At 67.1% G+C, this 16,882-nt stretch carries 20 protein-coding genes (1 of these 20 running past the window's edge); 10 read left to right on the top strand and 10 right to left on the bottom strand.

Annotation, left to right across the window (positions count from 1 at the left end; translation table 11 throughout):
- The 8 genes in view from DB032_RS24545 to DB032_RS05230 are tightly spaced (at most 49 nt apart) and all read left to right on the top strand, a layout consistent with a single transcriptional unit that may run on beyond the window.
- Positions 1 to 46: the 3' end of a non-ribosomal peptide synthetase gene (locus DB032_RS24545; RefSeq protein WP_233246652.1), read on the top strand. 3,686 nt of this gene lie to the left of the window's left edge; only the last 46 of its 3,732 coding nucleotides appear in the window; its start codon lies off the left edge, out of view; the stop codon is at positions 44 to 46.
- Positions 46 to 975: a condensation domain-containing protein gene (locus DB032_RS24730; RefSeq protein WP_255411670.1), complete on the top strand. Its 930-nt coding sequence runs from the start codon at positions 46 to 48 to the stop codon at positions 973 to 975. Before DB032_RS24545 ends, DB032_RS24730 begins: the two co-directional genes overlap by 1 nt.
- Positions 960 to 2,060: a thioesterase domain-containing protein gene (locus DB032_RS24370; RefSeq protein ID WP_199225823.1), complete on the top strand. Its 1,101-nt coding sequence runs from the start codon at positions 960 to 962 to the stop codon at positions 2,058 to 2,060. Before DB032_RS24730 ends, DB032_RS24370 begins: the two co-directional genes overlap by 16 nt.
- A complete protein-coding gene (locus DB032_RS05210; protein ID WP_107798537.1) occupies positions 2,057 to 3,229 on the top strand; it encodes an acyl-CoA dehydrogenase family protein in 1,173 nt (390 codons plus the stop codon). Before DB032_RS24370 ends, DB032_RS05210 begins: the two co-directional genes overlap by 4 nt.
- Entirely contained in the window at positions 3,226 to 4,191 is a 966-nt protein-coding gene (locus DB032_RS05215) for a phosphotransferase family protein (RefSeq protein ID WP_107798538.1), read from the top strand. The genes DB032_RS05210 and DB032_RS05215 overlap by 4 nt, the downstream gene beginning before the upstream one ends.
- Positions 4,192 to 4,238: 47 nt before the next feature.
- Entirely contained in the window at positions 4,239 to 5,144 is a 906-nt protein-coding gene (locus tag DB032_RS05220; protein ID WP_107798539.1) for an NAD(P)/FAD-dependent oxidoreductase, read from the top strand.
- A 49-nt stretch (positions 5,145 to 5,193) separates the two neighbouring features.
- The gene (locus DB032_RS05225) at positions 5,194 to 6,108 is read left to right on the top strand and encodes an alpha/beta hydrolase (RefSeq protein WP_158274243.1); all 915 of its coding nucleotides are present in this window, start codon (positions 5,194 to 5,196) and stop codon (positions 6,106 to 6,108) included.
- Positions 6,105 to 6,845, top strand: coding sequence for a thioesterase II family protein (locus tag DB032_RS05230; protein ID WP_199225824.1), 741 nt, complete (start codon positions 6,105 to 6,107; stop codon positions 6,843 to 6,845). Before DB032_RS05225 ends, DB032_RS05230 begins: the two co-directional genes overlap by 4 nt.
- 19 nt (positions 6,846 to 6,864) lie before the next feature.
- Here DB032_RS05230 and DB032_RS05235 read toward each other — a convergent pair whose 3' ends face one another.
- The 5 genes from DB032_RS05235 to minC form a co-directional block, all read right to left on the bottom strand.
- On the bottom strand, positions 6,865 to 7,230 hold the full coding sequence (locus DB032_RS05235; protein ID WP_081547350.1) for a VOC family protein: 366 nt from the start codon (positions 7,228 to 7,230) through the stop codon (positions 6,865 to 6,867).
- An 86-nt stretch (positions 7,231 to 7,316) separates the two neighbouring features.
- Positions 7,317 to 8,255 (bottom strand): LysR substrate-binding domain-containing protein, encoded by a 939-nt coding sequence (locus tag DB032_RS05240; protein ID WP_107798540.1) that lies wholly within the window; start codon positions 8,253 to 8,255, stop codon positions 7,317 to 7,319.
- A gap of 3 nt (positions 8,256 to 8,258) precedes the next feature.
- Complete coding sequence (gene minE / locus DB032_RS05245; protein WP_019104116.1) at positions 8,259 to 8,516, bottom strand: cell division topological specificity factor MinE; 258 nt, start codon at positions 8,514 to 8,516, stop codon at positions 8,259 to 8,261.
- Between the two features lie 3 nt (positions 8,517 to 8,519).
- Complete coding sequence (gene minD / locus DB032_RS05250) at positions 8,520 to 9,332, bottom strand: septum site-determining protein MinD (RefSeq protein ID WP_048409059.1); 813 nt, start codon at positions 9,330 to 9,332, stop codon at positions 8,520 to 8,522.
- A 26-nt stretch (positions 9,333 to 9,358) separates the two neighbouring features.
- The gene (minC, locus tag DB032_RS05255; RefSeq protein WP_107798541.1) at positions 9,359 to 10,075 is read right to left on the bottom strand and encodes a septum site-determining protein MinC; all 717 of its coding nucleotides are present in this window, start codon (positions 10,073 to 10,075) and stop codon (positions 9,359 to 9,361) included.
- Positions 10,076 to 10,457: 382 nt separating this feature from the next.
- Between minC and DB032_RS05260 the strand changes: the two genes are divergently transcribed.
- Positions 10,458 to 11,024: a phasin family protein gene (locus DB032_RS05260; RefSeq protein ID WP_107798542.1), complete on the top strand. Its 567-nt coding sequence runs from the start codon at positions 10,458 to 10,460 to the stop codon at positions 11,022 to 11,024.
- Between the two features lie 44 nt (positions 11,025 to 11,068).
- Here DB032_RS05260 and DB032_RS05265 read toward each other — a convergent pair whose 3' ends face one another.
- A complete protein-coding gene (locus tag DB032_RS05265; protein WP_107798543.1) occupies positions 11,069 to 11,797 on the bottom strand; it encodes a hypothetical protein in 729 nt (242 codons plus the stop codon).
- Between the two features lie 473 nt (positions 11,798 to 12,270).
- Positions 12,271 to 12,798, bottom strand: a complete 528-nt coding sequence (gene ppa / locus DB032_RS05270) for an inorganic diphosphatase (protein ID WP_107798544.1) — start codon at positions 12,796 to 12,798, stop codon at positions 12,271 to 12,273.
- Positions 12,799 to 12,928: 130 nt separating this feature from the next.
- Here ppa and coq7 point away from each other — a divergent pair, with 130 nt between their 5' ends.
- A complete protein-coding gene (gene coq7 / locus DB032_RS05275) occupies positions 12,929 to 13,549 on the top strand; it encodes a 2-polyprenyl-3-methyl-6-methoxy-1,4-benzoquinone monooxygenase (RefSeq protein ID WP_107798545.1) in 621 nt (206 codons plus the stop codon).
- A gap of 125 nt (positions 13,550 to 13,674) precedes the next feature.
- Here coq7 and DB032_RS05280 read toward each other — a convergent pair whose 3' ends face one another.
- The 3 genes from DB032_RS05280 to DB032_RS05290 form a co-directional block, all read right to left on the bottom strand.
- Positions 13,675 to 14,709, bottom strand: coding sequence for a DUF475 domain-containing protein (locus tag DB032_RS05280; protein WP_107798546.1), 1,035 nt, complete (start codon positions 14,707 to 14,709; stop codon positions 13,675 to 13,677).
- Positions 14,710 to 14,817: 108 nt separating this feature from the next.
- Positions 14,818 to 16,014 (bottom strand): DUF1615 domain-containing protein, encoded by a 1,197-nt coding sequence (locus DB032_RS05285; RefSeq protein WP_227104376.1) that lies wholly within the window; start codon positions 16,012 to 16,014, stop codon positions 14,818 to 14,820.
- An 82-nt stretch (positions 16,015 to 16,096) separates the two neighbouring features.
- Complete coding sequence (locus DB032_RS05290; RefSeq protein ID WP_158274244.1) at positions 16,097 to 16,831, bottom strand: ABC transporter substrate-binding protein; 735 nt, start codon at positions 16,829 to 16,831, stop codon at positions 16,097 to 16,099.
- Positions 16,832 to 16,882: the final 51 nt, after the last annotated feature.

The raw sequence follows: 16,882 nt of genomic DNA on the forward strand, positions 1-16,882 counted from the left end.
GCGATTCTGGACGGCTGGAGCTTCAACCTGCTGCTCTCCGAGCTGATCTCGGACTATTCGGCGCGGCTGGCCGGCCGGCCGCTGGCGCTGACGGCGCCGGCCAGCCGCTACCGCGACTTCGTCGAGCGCGAGCGCGAGGCGGCGCGTTCGGACGCGCTGCGCGACTGGTGGCGCGCGCGGCTGCAATCCTTGCCGGCCACGCGGCTGGCGCGGGAGCTGGACGGCGACGCGGCGCCGGCGGAGGTGCCGATTTCGGCCGCTGAGTCCGCCGGCCTGGAAGCGCTCGCCGCGCGCGCGGGCGCCTCGGTGAAGAGCGTGCTGCTGACGGCGCATCTGCTCGCCTTGTCGCGCATCTGCGGCAGGCCGGCGGTGACGAGCGGCGTGGTGTTCAACGGCCGCAGCGAGGGCGCGGACGGCGACCGGGTGCTGGGCCTGTTCCTGAACAGTCTGCCGCTCGGCTTCGATTTCCCGGCCGGCGTCTTCGACGCGGTCGCGCTGGTGCGCGCGGTGCAGGCGGCCGAGCTGGAGGTGTTCAGCCGCCGGCGCTATCCGCTGATCGAACTGCATCGGCAGGTGGGCACGGTGTTCGACGCGCTGTTCAACTTCACGCACTTCCGCGCGCTGGAGGACGCGGTGCGCGATATCGAGGTGTCCGACGGCTACGCGAGCGACACGACCAATGTGCCGCTGGTGGTGCAAAGCAGCTTCGACGGCCGGCAAGGCGTATTGCGGATCACCCTGGTGCCGTCGCGCGGGCATTTCTCGACGGAGACCGTGCTCCGCTTCGTCGCGGAGTACGCGGCGGCCTTGCGCGCGCTGCTCGGGGAAACCACGGCTGGGGACGCGGCCGCCGGCGGCGCGATCAGGGCGGACGGCGGCGAGCGCCGGAGCCTGGCCTCGGCGGCCGCCACGCCGGCGGCGGCCAGGCGCCCGCCGCCGCGCGGCCCAGCGGCGCGGCGTTGCGACGCGAGCTGAGCGCCTTGTGGACGGCCGTGCTCAAGCGCGAACCGCCGTCGGAGGACAGCGATTTCAGCGCGCTGGGCGGAGATTCTTTGCTGATGCTGCGGATCTGCTCCCGCGCCGGCCGGGCCTTTGGCCTGGACGCGGCGGTGGTGGCCCGTCTGTTGACGGCGCAGACCGTGGCCGAGCAGGCCCGGATCATCGAGACCGAGGGGGCGGGCGCGGACGGCGTCCGGGTCGGCGCGCTCGTCGCGCTGTCCGCGCCGGGCGACGCGCCGCCGCTGTTCTTCGCGCCGGGCGCGGGCGGGCATGTGCCGTATCTGCGCGCGCTCGCGGCCGAGCTGTCCAAGGACTTCTCGGTATGGGGCATGGAGCTGCCCGGGCCCGGCGAGGCCGACGCGGCCGGCGTCGAAGCCATCGCGACGGCGCTGATCGCCGACATCCGGCGGGTGCGGCCTTACGGGCCTTATCGCCTGGGCGGCCATTCTTTCGGCGGCTGGGTCGCGCTTGAGATTGCGCGGCAACTGGCCGGCCAGGGCGAGGCGGTGGCTTGGGTCTCCATCGTGGACAGCCTGCCGCCGGGGTCGGCGGCGCGGCAGCACAAGCGGGACTGGCGGGACAGCCGCTGGATGGCGGAGATCGGCAACAGCTTCGCGCGTCTGGCCGACGCCAAGCCGCTATTCGACGCCGACGAATTCGACGCGCTGGACGATGCGCGGAGAGTGGAACGTTTGCGCGAGCGCTTGATAGCGGCGGGCGTGCTGCCGGAGGAGCTTGGCCTGCCCGAATTCGCGGCGCGCGTGCGCGCCTTCATCGCGCATTCGCTGACGGATTACGCGCCGGCGACGCCTTATGCCGGCGCGCTGCATTTGATTGTGGCCGCGGACAGGGACGACGAGGCGGACGCGCCCGACGCCGCCGCGCTCATCGACGGCTGGCGCGCGGCGGCGCCGGCCGCGGCGACGCCGCTGCGCCTACCCGGCGATCACGTCGGCATCATGCGCCCCCCCTTCGTCAGCGGGCTGGCCGGCGCCTTGCGCGCCGTGGAGGCCGCCGCGCGGCGGGCCGTTTCGGACATGGAAACCGAGGAAGAACAATGAACACCAGAGTCAAGGCATTCGCCGCCGTCGAGGCGGCGCTGGCGGAACCGGAGGCGGCGCTCGCCAACGGCGATTTCGAAACCGTGGAACAATTGATGAGCGGCATCCGCGCGGCCAACCGGGCGCATGGCCTGTGGCTGCCGCAGGTGCCGCGCGCCGACGGCGGCCTGGGCCTGAACCTGCTTGAGCTGGTGGAGGTGGGCGAGCTGCTGGGCGCCTCGCCGCTGGGCCATTACGCGGTCAACTACCAGGCGCCCGACGCCGGCAATATCGACGTGCTGCTGGAGTACGCGACTCCCGCGCAGCGCCGGCGCTGGCTGGAGCCGCTATTGCGCGGCGAACTGCGCAGCTGCTTCGCGGCGACGGAGCCGGAGTCCGCCGGATCGAATCCCTCCTCGCTGAAAACGACGGCGGTGTACAGGGACGGCGCCTGGCATCTGAACGGCCGCAAATGGTTCGCGTCCGGCGCCGACGGCGCGGGCTTCGCCATCGTGCTGGCCGTCACCGACGAGGCCGCGCCGCTGCACGCGCGCACCAGCACCTTCATCGTGCCCACCGACGCGCCCGGCTTCCGCCACGTCCGCAATCTGCGGGTGATGGGGGACGAGGGCTGCGGCTGGGCCAGCCACGGCGAACTGGTGCTGGACGATTGCCGGGTGGGCGAGGACGCGATGCTGGGCAAGCCCGGCGAGGGCTTCGTCGTGCTGCAGGCCAGGCTGGCCACCGGACGGCTGCACCATTGCGCGCGCTGGATAGGCGTGTGCGAGCGCGCCTTCGCCATCATGTGCCGGCGCGCCTGCCGCCGGGAGCTGGCCGCGGGCGAGCTGCTGTCCTCGCGCCAGACGGTGCAGAACTGGATCGCCGAGAGCCGCGCGTCGATAGACGCCGCGCGCCTGCTGGTGACCCAGGCGGCCACGCGGCTGCAGAACCGCCACGAGCGCGCGCAGATCGACATCTCGATCGCGAAGTTCTTCGTGGCCGGCGTGACGCAGACCGTGCTCGATCACGCGTTGCAGGTGCAGGGCGCATTGGGCGTCAGCGGCGACACGATTCTCAATGTGCTGTGGCGGCACGAACGCGCGGGGCGGATTTACGACGGCCCGGACGAGGTGCACAAGAGCCTGGTGGCGCGCCATGCGCTGGCCGGTTTCCGGCGGGAGCTGGCATGAGCGCGCGGATCGCGGAGCGCGCGATGGCGGCGCTGGGCCGCCCCCGCGTCGGCGCGCGCGCGACGCGGGTGGGCGGCGGCCGGGCCAGCGAAGTGTTCCTGGTGCAGGGCGGCGACAGCGAACTCATCGCCTACTGGCTGCCGGAGGGCGGCGCGCGCGAGGCGAGGCGCCGCTACGCGCTGCTGGAGCGGCTGTCCGGCCAGTTCCGGCTGGCGCCCAGGCCGCTGGCGGTGGACGAGGACGGCGACGCCGCGCTGCTGCTGGTTGAAAAGCTGGACGGCGTCGCGCCGGCCGCCTGCGGAGCGCTCGGCCCTGACACCGTGCGCCGGCTCGCGGAAAACTTCATCGAGACGCTGGCGAGCCTGCATGCGCTGGAGGTCGCGCCGGCCGACCGGCCCCCCGACTATCTGCGCCGCATCCTGAGCGAATGGCGGCGGCGCTGGAACGCGGAGGAGGCGGGCGCGGCGGCCGACGCCGACTTCCGGGCGGTGGCCGACTGGCTGAGCGAGCGGATGCCGCAGACCGCGCCCTCCGCCTGGCTGCACAACGACTACAAGCTGGACAACATCCTCGTCGACCCGGGCGATCCGGCGCGGCTGGTGGGCGTCGTCGATTGGGAATTGGCCGCGGTCGGCCATCCGCTGGCGGATCTCGGCGCCGCGCTCGCTTACTGGATAGAGGGCCGGGATTCGTCGCTGCTGCGGCTGGACGCGCCCGGGCCGAGCTGCGCGCCGGGCGCGCCGACGCGCGCGGCGCTGGTGGACCTGTACGCCGCCGCGGCCGGACGCGAGGTGACGGAACCCGCCTACTGGTACGCCTACGGCCTGCTGCGGCTGGCGGTGATCACGCAACAACTGGCGCTGCGGCGCCGCGACGAAGGGCAGCGCGTGCCGCGCGCCAAGCTGATCGTGCGCTGGCTGCTGGACCGCGCGGCGGAAGCCTGCGGCGGCGGCCGGCTGTGACGGCCGTCCGCGCGCCCTCCGATTCATCCCGATAAGGACATCCCATCATGAATACCGAAACTTCCACGACTGTATTCGACGTCATCGTGATCGGCGGCAGTCACGCCGGACAATCCGCCGCCTTGCAGATCGCGCGCGCGCGCCGCCGCGTGCTGGTGATCGACGCCGGCGCGCGCCGCAATCGCTTCGCCGCCCAATCCCACGGCGTGATCGGCCTGGACGGGCGCTCGCCCGACGCGATCGCCGCGGACGGCAAGGCGCAATTGCTGGCCTATCCCAACGCGCAATGGCGCGCGGACACCGTGGTCCGGGCCGAGAGCGGCGAGGCCGGCTACGCGCTGCGCTGCGCCTCCGGCCAAAGCTACGCGGCGCGCCAGCTGGTGCTGGCCTTCGGCGTGGTGGACGAATTGCCTGAGCTGGAGGGCCTGCGCGAGCGCTGGGGCGAAAGCGTGTTCCACTGCCCTTACTGCCACGGCTACGAACTGAAGCAGGGCCGCATCGGCGTGCTCGGCGGCGGCCCCCTGTCCTATCTGTCGGCGATGCTGATGCCGGAATGGGGCCCGACCGTCTTCCTGAGCGACGGCGGCTCCGAGCCGGACGCGGCGCAGCGCGAGGCGCTGGCGCAGCGGGGTGTCGACATCGTGCGCGAACGGATCGCGCGCATCGTCGAGCGCGCCACCGTCGAGCTGGCCGATGGCCGCCGGCTGGCCTTTGACGGGCTGTTCATGATGAACCGCTTCCGCCTGTCCAGCCCGGTGGCGGAGCAGCTGGGCTGCGTGATCGAGGAGGGGCCGCTGGGGCCTTATGTGCGGACTGACGACGCGATGGAGACATCGGCGCCGGGCGTATTCGCCTGCGGCGACATCACGCAGCGGGGCGGCACCGTGGCGCTGGCCATCGGCAACGGCGCGCTGGCGGGCATCGCCGCGCATCGCAAACTGGTGTTCGGATAAGCCGCGCGCGACGGCAGACTTCTTTCTCTTCATGACTGGAAAGCGATTCATGAGTTGGCAAAACCTATGTTTCTCCTGGCTGTTGCGCAGAACGGCCAAATCCCTGACCCGCAAGCCCGGCCTGACCGCCCAGGAAATGCGCGAGCGCAGCGCGAAATGGGCGCGCGGCGAAATCAAGCCGCCGCGCGGCTGGCGGGTGCGCAAGCTGGACGCGGAGGCGCTGCGCGGCGAGTGGATAGAGCCTGAAGCCTCCGCGCGGCGCGAGGCGAGCGGGCGGGTGATCCTGTATTTGCATGGCGGCGGCTATTGCTTCTGCTCGCCGCTGACGCACCGGGGCGTGGCCGCCGCGCTGGCGCGGGAGGCGGACGCGCGCGCGTTTTCGCTGGCTTACCGGCTGGCGCCGGAACATCCGTTCCCGGCCGCCGTCGACGACGCGCTGGCGGCGTATCGGGGGCTGTTGGACGAGGGCGTGGCGCCTGAGCGCATCGTGGTCGCCGGCGATTCCTCCGGCGGCGGGCTGGCGCTGGCGCTGCTGCTGTCGCTGCGCGACGCGGGCGCGCCGATGCCGGCCGGCGCGGTCTTGTTCTCGCCGTGGACGGATCTGGCGGCGACCGGGGCCTCGCTGGAAGCGAACGACGCGTCCGACGTGATGCTGAGCGCGGTGGCGGTGAGGAATTTCTCGCGCTACTACCTTGGCGACGCCGCCGCCGATCATCCCATCGCCTCGCCGCTCTACGGCGAGTACGCGGGCCTGCCGGACCTGTTCATCCAGGCCAGCGACAGCGAGGTGCTGCTGGACGACGCCGCACGCGTGGCCAGCAAGGCGAGCGCGGCCGGCGTCGGCGTGGATTTCAAGGTGTGGCGGCGGCTGCCGCACGCCTGGGCCACCCTGACGCCGATGCTGCCGGAAGCGAGGGCGGCGATCAAAGAAGCCGGCGGCTTCATCCGCAAGGTGGCGCCGTGAACCGCGGCTGGGTGGACGCCGCGCCGGCCGGCCAAGCCGCGGCCTTGCGCCTGTTCTGCTTCCCTTACGCCGGCGGCAGCGCGGCGGTGTACCGCGGCTGGGCGGAGCGCTTGCCGGCCGCGGTCGATGTGCTGCCCATGCATCCGCCGGGGCGGGGGCGGCGCTTTCACGATCCGCTGCGCTACCGGCTGGATCAGCAGGCCGAGGAGGCGACGGACGCGATCGCGCCGCTGCTGGACCGGCCTTACGCCCTGTTCGGGCACAGCATGGGGGCGAGCCTGGCTTTCGAGGTGGCCCAGCGGACGCGGGCGCGCGGCCTGCCGGCGCCCTGCTGCCTGATCGTGTCCGGGCGCGCCGCGCCGCATCTGCCGCCGAGAGGGCGGCCGATACACGGCTTGCCGGACGATGAGTTTCTGGACGAGGTGATGCGCATGAACGGCACGCCGGCGGAAGTGCTGGCCCATCCGGAACTGGTCCAGGTCATCCTGCCGGTGCTGCACGCCGACTTCGAGGCGATAGAGACTTACCGTCCCGCGCCGCGTCCCCCTTTGAGCTGCCGCATCGTCGCCCTGGGCGGCAGCGAAGAAGAGGGCGGCGTCGAGGCGGCGGCTTCCTGGCAGGGCTATGCCACCGGCGGTTTTCGCAGCGAGATCCTGCGCGGCGATCACTTCTTCCTCAACGGGAGACCGGAAAGCCTGTTCGCGATACTGAAGGAGGAGCTTGGCCGCGCGGTGTGAGGGCCCGGCCCGCGGCGGCTTACAGGTTCTGGCCGACGCGCCACAGCACGCCGGAGGGATCATGCAGGCAGAAGTCGCGCATGCCCCAGGGCTGGTCCACGAGCGGGCCTATCTTGGCCGGATAGCGCTCGGCGACGCCCTGGGCCAGCCATTGGCGGTGCCAGGCGTCGACATCGTCGACCAGCAAGTGCAAGACCAGGTTTTCCGCCAATTGCGGATGATAGAAGTCCTGCAGCAGGAAGCTGCACTGGCCATGGACGAAATAGCTGACGCCGTGGCTGTCCGACTTTTGCTCGAAGCCCAGATCGGCGTAAAAGCGCTGCGACAGCGCGTAGTCGCGGGCGGGCACGAAGGCTTTGATTTCAATGCTGCGCAATTGAGACACGGGGAAACTCCTTGCGGTGGTGGGGCGGAAAAAAACCGCTGCGGCAGGGCGCGCAGCGGTTGTCTCGTTTGGGGGCGGGAGCCGGCTTATTGCGCCGGCGCTTCGCCTTCCAGCATGGCGACACCTTCCAGCCCGGAGCGGAAGACCGCCTGTTGCAGGGTGTCTATCGCCTTCTTGCGGAAGAACTGCTTGCGCGTCACCAACAGCACGCGGCGCTGCGGCGCCGGCGTCTTGAACGGCACCACCGACAATAAGGATTCGTCGGTGGGGCCTATCGAGGTGGACGGCATCACGGTGACGCCCATGCCGCTGGCCACCATGTGGCGGATGGTGTTGAGCGAGCTGCCCTGCAGATTGGCGGCCAGCGTGCCGCCGTGGCTCTGCCGGCTGGCCAGATCGCTGCAGGCCTGCAGCACCTGATCGCGGAAGCAATTGCCCTGGGTCAGCAGCAGGACGCTTTCGTCGGCCAGTTGATTGGCGGCGATGGCGCCCAGCTTTTCCCAGGGATGGCCCTTGGGCGTGGCGACGACGAAGGGCTCGTCGTACAGCGGGCTCGCCACGGTGCCGGCCTCGTCGAAGGGGTCGGCCACGATGATGGCGTCCACTTCGCCGCGCTTGAGCATTTCCGAAAGCCGGGAGGTGTAGTTCTCCTCCAGGATCAAGGGCATGTCCGGCGCCAGGATGCGCAAGGCCGGGATCAGCCGCGGCAGCAGATAGGGGCTGATGGTGAAAATCACCCCCAGCTTCAGCGGGCCCACCAGTTCGTTCTGATGTTCGCCGGCCAGGCGTTTGACGGTTTCGGCCTCCTCCAGCACGCGTTGCGATTGCTCGATGATGCGTTCGCCGATCTCGGTGACGCTGACTTCCTGGCCGCCGCGCTCAAACAGCGTGACGCCCAGTTCGTCCTCCAGCTTCTTGATGGCGATGGACAGCGTCGGCTGGCTGACGAAGCAGCTTTGCGCGGCGCGGCCGAAGTGGCGCTCCCGCGCCACCGCGACGATATAGCGAAGTTCGGTCAGCGTCATGGCTCAGCGCTGGTGCTCCGGCAGCACGATATTGACTTCCAGCACTTCGAAGTCGTCCTGGCGCTCCACTTGCACCTTGATGTCGTCCAGATTGACCGCGACGTATTTGGAGATCACTTCCATCAATTCGCGCTGCAGCGCCGGCAGATAGTCGGGCGCGCTGCGGCCGTTGCGTTCGTGGGCCAGGATGATTTGCAGGCGTTCTCTGGCAATGGCCGCGGTTTTCTGGCGCTTGCCAAAGATCATTTCGATCAGGGACATGACTTAACCTCCAAAGAGGCGCTTCAGAATGCCCACTTTGGGGGCATCGAGGAAACGCATCGGGCGCTCTTCGCCCAGGAAACGGGCCACCACGTCGGAATAGGCGTCGGCGACGTCCGAGCCTTTCAGGTGGATGGCCGGGGTGCCGGAGTTGGAGGCTTGCAGAACGGTCTGCGACTCCGGAATCACGCCCAGCAGCGGCACGCGCAGAATCTCCTTCACATCGTCCACCGACAGCATTTCGCCCTTGTCGACGCGGCCGGCGGAGTAGCGGGTGATCAGCAGGTGTTCCTTGACCGGCTCGCGGCTTTCTTCCGCGCGCTTGGACTTGGAGGACAGAATGCCCAGGATGCGGTCGGAATCGCGCACCGAGGAGACTTCCGGATTGGTGACGATCAGCGCTTCGTCGGCGAAGTACAGCGCCATCAGCGCGCCTTTTTCAATGCCGGCCGGCGAGTCGCAGACAATGTATTCGAAGCCGGCTTCGGCCAGGTCGTTCAACACCTTCTCCACGCCGTCCAGCGTCAAGGCGTCTTTGTCGCGGGTTTGCGAGGCGGGGATGATGTAGAGGTTGTCGCAGTTCTTGTCCTTGATCAGCGCCTGGTTCAGGCTGGCTTCGCCGTTGACGACATTGATCAGGTCATAGACCACGCGGCGTTCGCAACCCATGATCAGGTCCAGGTTGCGCAAACCGACGTCGAAGTCGATGACGACGGTTTTGTGACCGCGCAACGCCAGGCCGGAGGAGAAGCTGGCACTGGTAGTGGTTTTACCGACGCCACCCTTGCCGGACGTCACAACGATGATTTTTGCCACAGTCGATCCCTTTGAATAATGGCTTGTTACTCGCCGAGCGCGGTCATGACCAGGCGCTCGTTCTCGAGATAGATTTGAGTTGGCTTGCCCAGAATGCTGTCGGGCAAGGCTTGTTCGATAGTTCGATAGACTCCGGCGATGGACACCAGTTCGGCCTCCATGCTGCGGGCGAAAATGCGGGCGCCGGCGTTGCCGCGCGCGCCGGCGAGAGCGCGGCCGCGCAAGGGCGCGTAGATATGGATATTGCCGTCGGCGATCACTTCCGCGCCGGCGCTGACCATGGCCAGCACGATCAGATCGCAGCCCTTGGCGTAGATTTGCTGGCCGGCGCGCACCGGACGGTCGACGATCATGGCGCCGGTGGCCGGAGCCGGTTCCGGCGCGGCGGGCTTGTCGGCGGGTTCCGGCGCGCTTTGCGCCGAGCGCGCCGGCGTGGCGCTGCTGGTGTAGGCCAGGCCGAACTGGCTGGCGACGCCGGCCAGCGCGGTGCTGGGGTGGCGCAGGGCCACCGCGCGGATGCCGCGGCGGCTGAGCATGGGCAGCAGGCGGCCGTAATCCAGCTCGGCCGGGGCGGGCAAGGCTTCCACGTCGAGGACGAAGGCTTCCGCCGGCGCGTCGTGGCCGGTGCCGAAACGCGCGTCCAGCGCCTGGCTCAGTTCGTCCAGGTCGTCGGTGCGCAGCAAGAGCGCCAGCAGATCCAGGCTGGCGGATTTTATGTCGAATGCGTTGGCCGCAGGGCTCATTGTACTTGGCTTCATGTAGATAGATTTATTCTATGGGGCGAGTGTACTGGGTTGCTGACAGGCTTTCAATGGCGTTGCTCGGCTTGGGGCCAAAAGGCCGAAATCGGCCGAGGCGGCGGGCTTGGACGCAGGCAAGTGTTGCAATTGAGGGAATTGTCGCGCGGAGAAGAAAGGAAGCGCGTTTCTGTAATGTCTTTGGAATGTTTGTGTTGCAAAAATTCATGAAAAATAGCGGTTTAGCCGCTTGTGCATTGCAACATTTTCTTGACTCGAGAGAGCCGACCCGCCAGAATGGCAATTGTTGCGATGCAACATCAAGGGCGCAGGTTAAGTTCGCTGTCGTTGCTGAGCTGTCAATTTTGGATATTTTTTAGGAGTCGTCATGTTTACCACTACTCAAGAATTCTCCGCTCTCGGCCAGTCGCAGTTCGACAAGGCCGTGCGTTTCTCCTCCATCGTGCTGGCCGGCGCCGAGCGTCTGGCCGCGCTGCAACTGGACCTGTCGCGCAAGCTGTTGGCCGACAACGCCCAGGCGATCAAGGCGCTGAGCGAAGCCAAGGATCCCAAGGCCTTCGCCGAAGTGCAGAGCAGCCTGGCTCAGCCGTCCATCGATCAGGCTTTCTCCGTGGCGCGCAATGTCTACGACGCCGCGCTGACCACCCAGAATGAACTGGCCGCTTTTGTTGAAGAGCAGATCGCCGAAGGCAATCAGACCCTGCTGAGCAATCTGGACCGTCTGTCCAAGAACGCGCCGGCCGGCTCCGACGCCGCGGTGTCCGCTCTGAAAAGCCTGGTGAACACCTCCAACGCCGCTTTCGAAAGCGTGTCCAAGACCGCCAAGAAAGTCAGCGCGGAAATCGCCGAAGCCAGCGTGGAAGCCGCCACCAACTCCGCCAAGGCCGCCAGCGCCGCCGTCGCCCGCGGCAAGAAGGCGACCAGCGCCGCCTGATTCCGGCCTTGTCGTGAAAAAAAGCCCGCGTTCTCGCGGGCTTTTTAGTTTTTGGGGCTCAGCGGAGCTTGGGCGGCGAAGTCGTCCCATAATTGCCGCCAGGCCTGCTGGCAGCCGTCCGCCTGCACGATCAGCCCGGCCAGGCTGGCGGCGTAGTGTTCTTGCTCCCGCGGCGGTTCGGCGAAGTCCCGCCGCGCCGTCGGATTGTCCTCGGGCAGCTTGCGTTCCCGCAGATAGCGTTGCGACAGGCGCACCAGTTGTTCCCACAGCCGCCATTGCCCGCGCAGCCCGGTTTCCCAGTCCGGCGCGGTTTGCGTGGCCGGGCTGGGCGGCGTCTGCCGTCTCAGCATGAACAGCAGCGCTTCCCAGACCTGGCGGGTGTAGCGCGCGCTGCCCGTCGGGCCGCAGCGCAGCCAGGCGGCCGGCAGCGGCGCCAGCGCGTCCAGCAAGGCCAAGGCGTCGGCGGTCGGCGCGCGGTCGGCGCCCAGCAACAGCATGAAGCCGAAGTCCGAGCCCAGCGCCTGCCAGGCGCCGTCCAGCTCCAGCAACTGGACCTCGTGCTTGCGGCAGAGCCGCAGGCGGGGAGGCAGCGGAGCTTGATGCAGGGGGTCGATATTGATCCAGCAGCCGGAAGACAGGTAAAAGCCTTGCCAATCGCCAGGCAGCCAGGACGGCGGACCGCTCGCGCCGGCGGACGCGGGCAAACCCCGGCTGGCCAGGCGCTGCTGGAGCCAGTGGAGTTGCGGTGCTGAGCCTTGGGCGATATAGGTCACTGTGGTTCCGGTTGGGCTGCCCGACGCCATGGCGACGACAGGCGGCGGGGCATGGGGCCATGTTCGGGGCATTGCGGTCCTGAACGCGGGCGGGCTCCCGGAAGCGGTTCACGATCCGCCGCGCGCCGGCGTACGGTCTTTGAGAACCCCTTCGAAGCGCCTATCTGCCGTATGCGCATTCCGCTTTTTCAGCCGCAAGGCCTTGTTTTACTTTAGCCCGCGGGGCCGTCGCAGGCTCTAATGGAACGATACCTGCAATGCGGCGACGGGTAAAAGAATTATTTATGGTATTTAGTAACAATCACTTGCTTTTCTAACTGCGGGCGGCCGCGGCGTCCAAGCCTCAGCGATTGTAGCAAATAATGATGGCATATTGCGTTGCAATATCAGCGTTGGCGAATGTGCGGAGGCAAACGCCGGGCGTGAAAAAACCGGCGCCGCGCGCCGGTTGTCTTGGGATAAGCGCCGAGCGCTTATTTTTCGAAGTTGGCGATGCCGTCGACCAGTTCGGTCTTGGCGTCGTCCAGCGTGCCCCAGCCTTGCACTTTGACCCACTTGCCTTTTTCCAGGTCTTTGTAGTGTTCGAAGAAGTGCACCATCTGGTTGCGCAGCAGTTCCGGCAGGTCTTCCAGTTTCTGGATGGACTTGTACATCGGGCACAGTTTTTCCACCGGCACGGCCACCAGCTTGGCGTCAACGCCGGACTCGTCTTCCATCTTGATCAGGCCCAGCGCGCGACAGCGCACCACCACGCCCGGAGGCAGCGGGAAGGGGGTCACCACCAGCACGTCAACCGGATCGCCGTCGCCGGCGAGGGTTTGCGGCACGAAACCGTAGTTGGCCGGATACATCATGGAAGTACCCATGAAGCGGTCAACCACCAGCGCGTTCCAGTCTTTGTCGAATTCGTACTTGATCGGGGCGGCGTTGGCGGAGATTTCGATGACGACGTTGAAGTCGCCCGGCATGTCTTTGCCCGGGCCGATGCTAGCGAGATCCATCAGGGAATCCTTGTTGAGCGTGTTGAACACAATGTTTCGATAAACCGCGCAATTATAGCAGTAGCTGCCGCGTCGCGTATCGGGCGGGTATAATCGCCGGCGATTGAGTGAGCGCGAGAAAGAGCGATTGATGCTGGACAAATGGATCGTCGAGTTCGACAAGGGGCTGCGCACCCTGTTTGCTTCCGCGCAAAGCCTGCGGCCGCATCCTGACGCGGCGCTGGGCGAGGCGGAGCTGGCTGAGGAGGAGAAGCGGCACGCTTTGGGCCTGATGCGGGTGAACCATTGCGGCGAGGTGTGCGCCCAGGCTTTATACCAGGGGCAGGCGCTGACGGCGCGCACGCCGCAGGCGCGCGAAGCCTTGCGCCAAGCGGCGCAGGAGGAGGTGGAGCATCTGGCCTGGACCGAGCGGCGCATTCGCGAGCTGGGCGGCCGGCCCAGCGTGTTCAACCCGCTGTGGTACACCGGTTCGCTGGCGATAGGTGTGGCCGCCGGGGTGTTGGGCGATAAGTGGAATCTGGGCTTTCTGGAGGAAACCGAGCAACAGGTGGGCGCGCATCTGGACAGCCATCTGAAGCTGTTGCCGGAGGCGGACGCCAAGAGCCGCGCCATCGTCGAGCAGATGCGCGACGACGAATTGAAGCATGCGGACATGGCCCACGATCTGGGCGCGGCCCCATTGCCGGCTCCGGTCAAGGGGGCGATGAAGCTGTCCGCCAAGCTGATGACGGGAGCCAGTTATCGGCTTTGACGGATAAGAGCGGCTAACAAAAGTCGGTTTCACGGCTGAAGCAAGGCGCGCCGGCGCAAGGCCGTCGCCGCTCTATAACGAACAGGCCTGGATTCCAGGCCTGTTCGCATTACGGCGCGGGCGTTTCAGTCGCGCCGGCGCTTGCGCCCCGGCAGGCTGGTGACGATGCCCAGACCGATGATGGCGACGCTGATCAGGCCGGTGAGCACTTCGCCCAGCTCTACGTGGAGCGCGGCGGCGAACATGATGGCGACCAGGGCGCCGATGGCCCAGAACGCGGACGTCTCCAGGTATTTGAACTGGCCGATGATGTTGCGCTCCACCAGCAGAATGGTCATCGAACGCACGAACATCGCGCCTATGCCGAGCCCGGCGGCGATCAGCCAGAAATTATTGGTGATGGCGAAGGCGGCGATCACGCCGTCCATGGAGAAGCTGGCGTCCAGCGTTTCCAGATAGACGAAGCCGATCAGGCCGTTCTTGGCCGCGGCGGTCTGAATGTCCATGCCGCCGAACAGCTGCTTGAACACATGCAGCGCCATGAACACCACATAGCCCCAGAAACAGCTGCTGAGAAACTCCATCTTCTGTCCGGCGGGAATGGCGGCGGCCACCAGCGCGATCAACAGGATGGCGATCATCGACTGCGCGTTTTCAACCGAGCCCAATCGGGCCAGCAGCGGCTCGACGGCCGGCAGCCAGTGTTCGTCCTTTTCCTTTTTGACGAAGTATTCCACCACCACCATCAGCAGGAAGGTGGCGCCGAAGCCCATGATCATCAGATGCGAGTCGTGCATGATCTGCTGGTAGCGCAGCGGTTCGCGGGTGGCGATGGAGAAGGCCTCGAGCAAGGGCGTGTCGCCGGCGACGGCGACGATGAGCAGCGGAAACAGGATGCGCATGCCGAACACGGCGACGGCGATGCCCACCGTCATGAAGAGTTTGCGCCACAAGGAGCTCATCGCCTGCAGCACGCTGGCGTTGACGACCGCGTTGTCGAAGGAAACGCTGGTTTCCAGAATCGCCAGCACCAGGGCGGTGACCAGGAAAGAGCTGGCCATGGCGGGGCCGCCCAGCTGGAAGCCGTACCAGCCGGCGGCGGCCAGCACGACGACGCTGAACAGCAGCGAGCCGGTGAAGTAGGAGAGCGTGGTGCGCATGAATGAATTCGCCTTGTTGTGCCGGACGAGCCAGGCCCGCCCGGCGCCGGCGTCGGGAGCGGCGCCGGCGGGTGATGACGTGGGATTATAATCGCGGCGGTTTTGAGGTCAACGCGCGCGGGCCAGGCAGCTCTGATAGCGGCCGTCCACGCGCTTGGCGAACCACTCGGTGGTCAGCTTGCGGGTGATCTTTGGGCTTTTCAGATCGATCTGCGGCAGTTGTTCGCGCGCCGCGGGCTTGCCGAAGCGCTGGTCCGCCAGCGCGTAGGTTTTGCGGTAGAGCTCGCTTTGGCCGAAGGCGGCGCTTTTTTCCAGTTTCAGGTCGCGCAGAATCTCGCCCTGGCCCATGCCCAGTTTGCCGCCCTGGCTGATGACCGCGCTCTGGGTGGTGCTGGGGTAGACCTTGCCGTCCTTGTAGCTGAGCAGGTCGCCGTCCAGCGTCAGGTCCTTGCCGCTGAGTTTCTCCATCACGGCTTGGAAGGCCGCGTTGCGGCTGCTGTAGCGGCCGGCGTTGAAGTCGGCGAAGCGGTACAGCATCTGGCTGTAAGGCGCAGGGTATTGCAGCAGGATGGCCGCGCCGAAGTAGACGCCGCCGCGGCGGGTGAACACTTCCTGGCGCACGCTGCCGCTGCGCGGATAGGGATAGGGCCAGACTCTGACGTGGCCTTCGGCGAACTCGACGCTGACCTGCATCGGCCCGCCGGTGCGGATCGGGTTCTTCATGCTCATCGGCAGGCCCAGCTTGCTGGCTTCGCGCGCCATGTCTTCGAACAGATCGTTCATTTCCCTTTCGGTGCGCAGGCTGTCGATGCGCGCCTTATAGCTTTTGCCGTTGGGCGATGTCTTCATCAGCGCGGCTTTGACCACCGGCAGCGGGATCAGATAGCCGTGGGCCCGCTCGGCGATCTTGTCCCAGACGATGGCGGGCAGATTGGGCACGGTGGGATCGGCCTGCCAGCTGGACTCCTGTTCGATCACCGCCGCCAGCGCGCAGAAATTCTCCGCGGTGTAGGGGATCTTCAGGTGGGTGAAGGCCGAGAGCATGTCGTTGCTCCAGCCCTGGCGGTCTCGGATCTTGGCCGGCAGCAGGCGGTTGAGCAACAGGCGCCCGGCCTGCGGATCGTTGTAGGCGGGCCTGAGCGGCGGCGCGCTCACCGGCGGAGGCGAGGGCGGCGCTTCGACCGCCGGCGCAGGAGCCTCCGGCTCGGGGGGGACGGGCGCGACGACGACGGGAGCGGCGACCGGGGCCGGCGGACTGACGGTGGCGCAGGCGCTCAGCAGCGCGGGCAAAAGGGCAAACAGCAAACGGGACGGTTTCACGGTGCGCGGGACGGTGCGGAATCAAACCGTGAAGGTTAGGCTATCTTGCTGTCATCGGCAATCGCGCTCAGAGGTTCTGGTAACGATTCACGATTTGCTTGTAGGCGCCGCTTTTTTGTATCGCGCGCAAGCCCAGGTTGAACTCGTCCTTCAGGGGGGCGCTGCGGAAGGCCATCCGGTACACGGTGGGGGCGAACAGCCGGTGAATGTCCACCGGCGCGGTTTTTTCCTTGAACTGGGTGGCGAGCTTGTGGTTCATCCAGGCGAAGATGTTGCGGTCGGCCACCACCACGTCCACGGAGCCGCGGTACAGCAGCCGGTTTTGATCCACCTGATTGGCGGTTTCCGCGTAGTTGGGATTGCTTCGGGCCATGTCCTTGAAGGCTTCGCCCAGGTATTGCCTGGCCAGGGAAAAGGCCAGCACCCGATAGGCGCCCAACTCCTTGGCTTGGTGCAGCTGGATGCGGCGGCTGCTGAGGGTGATGGCCACATCCTCGTAGCTGATGTAGACGTCGGAATACTCGGCTTGCAATCCGGCCTGCTCGCCCACGGTGGCCACCGCGTCGATGTCCTTGTTCTTCAGCGCCATCGGCAGCCGGGGTTGGGAAAAGAAAACCGGTTCTATCCGGTAGCCGCGCTCTTGCAAGGCGGCGCGCACGATCTCCACTTCAAGCCCGCTCTTGCCGCCCTCCATCACATAGGGCTCCAGCGATTCGCCAAAGGCCACCTTGACGATCTTGGCGGCGTGGGCGTTGGCGGCGAGGGCCAGCAGCAAGCTGCCAAGTAACAGTAATCTCCCCATCGGCTTGCCTTCTCGACTTCCTCGCTTCGGGCCCGCGCAGTGGAAACCGTG

Origin of the sequence: Chromobacterium sp. Panama, from assembly GCF_003052555.1 — a bacterium.
Lineage (GTDB): Bacteria > Pseudomonadota > Gammaproteobacteria > Burkholderiales > Chromobacteriaceae > Chromobacterium.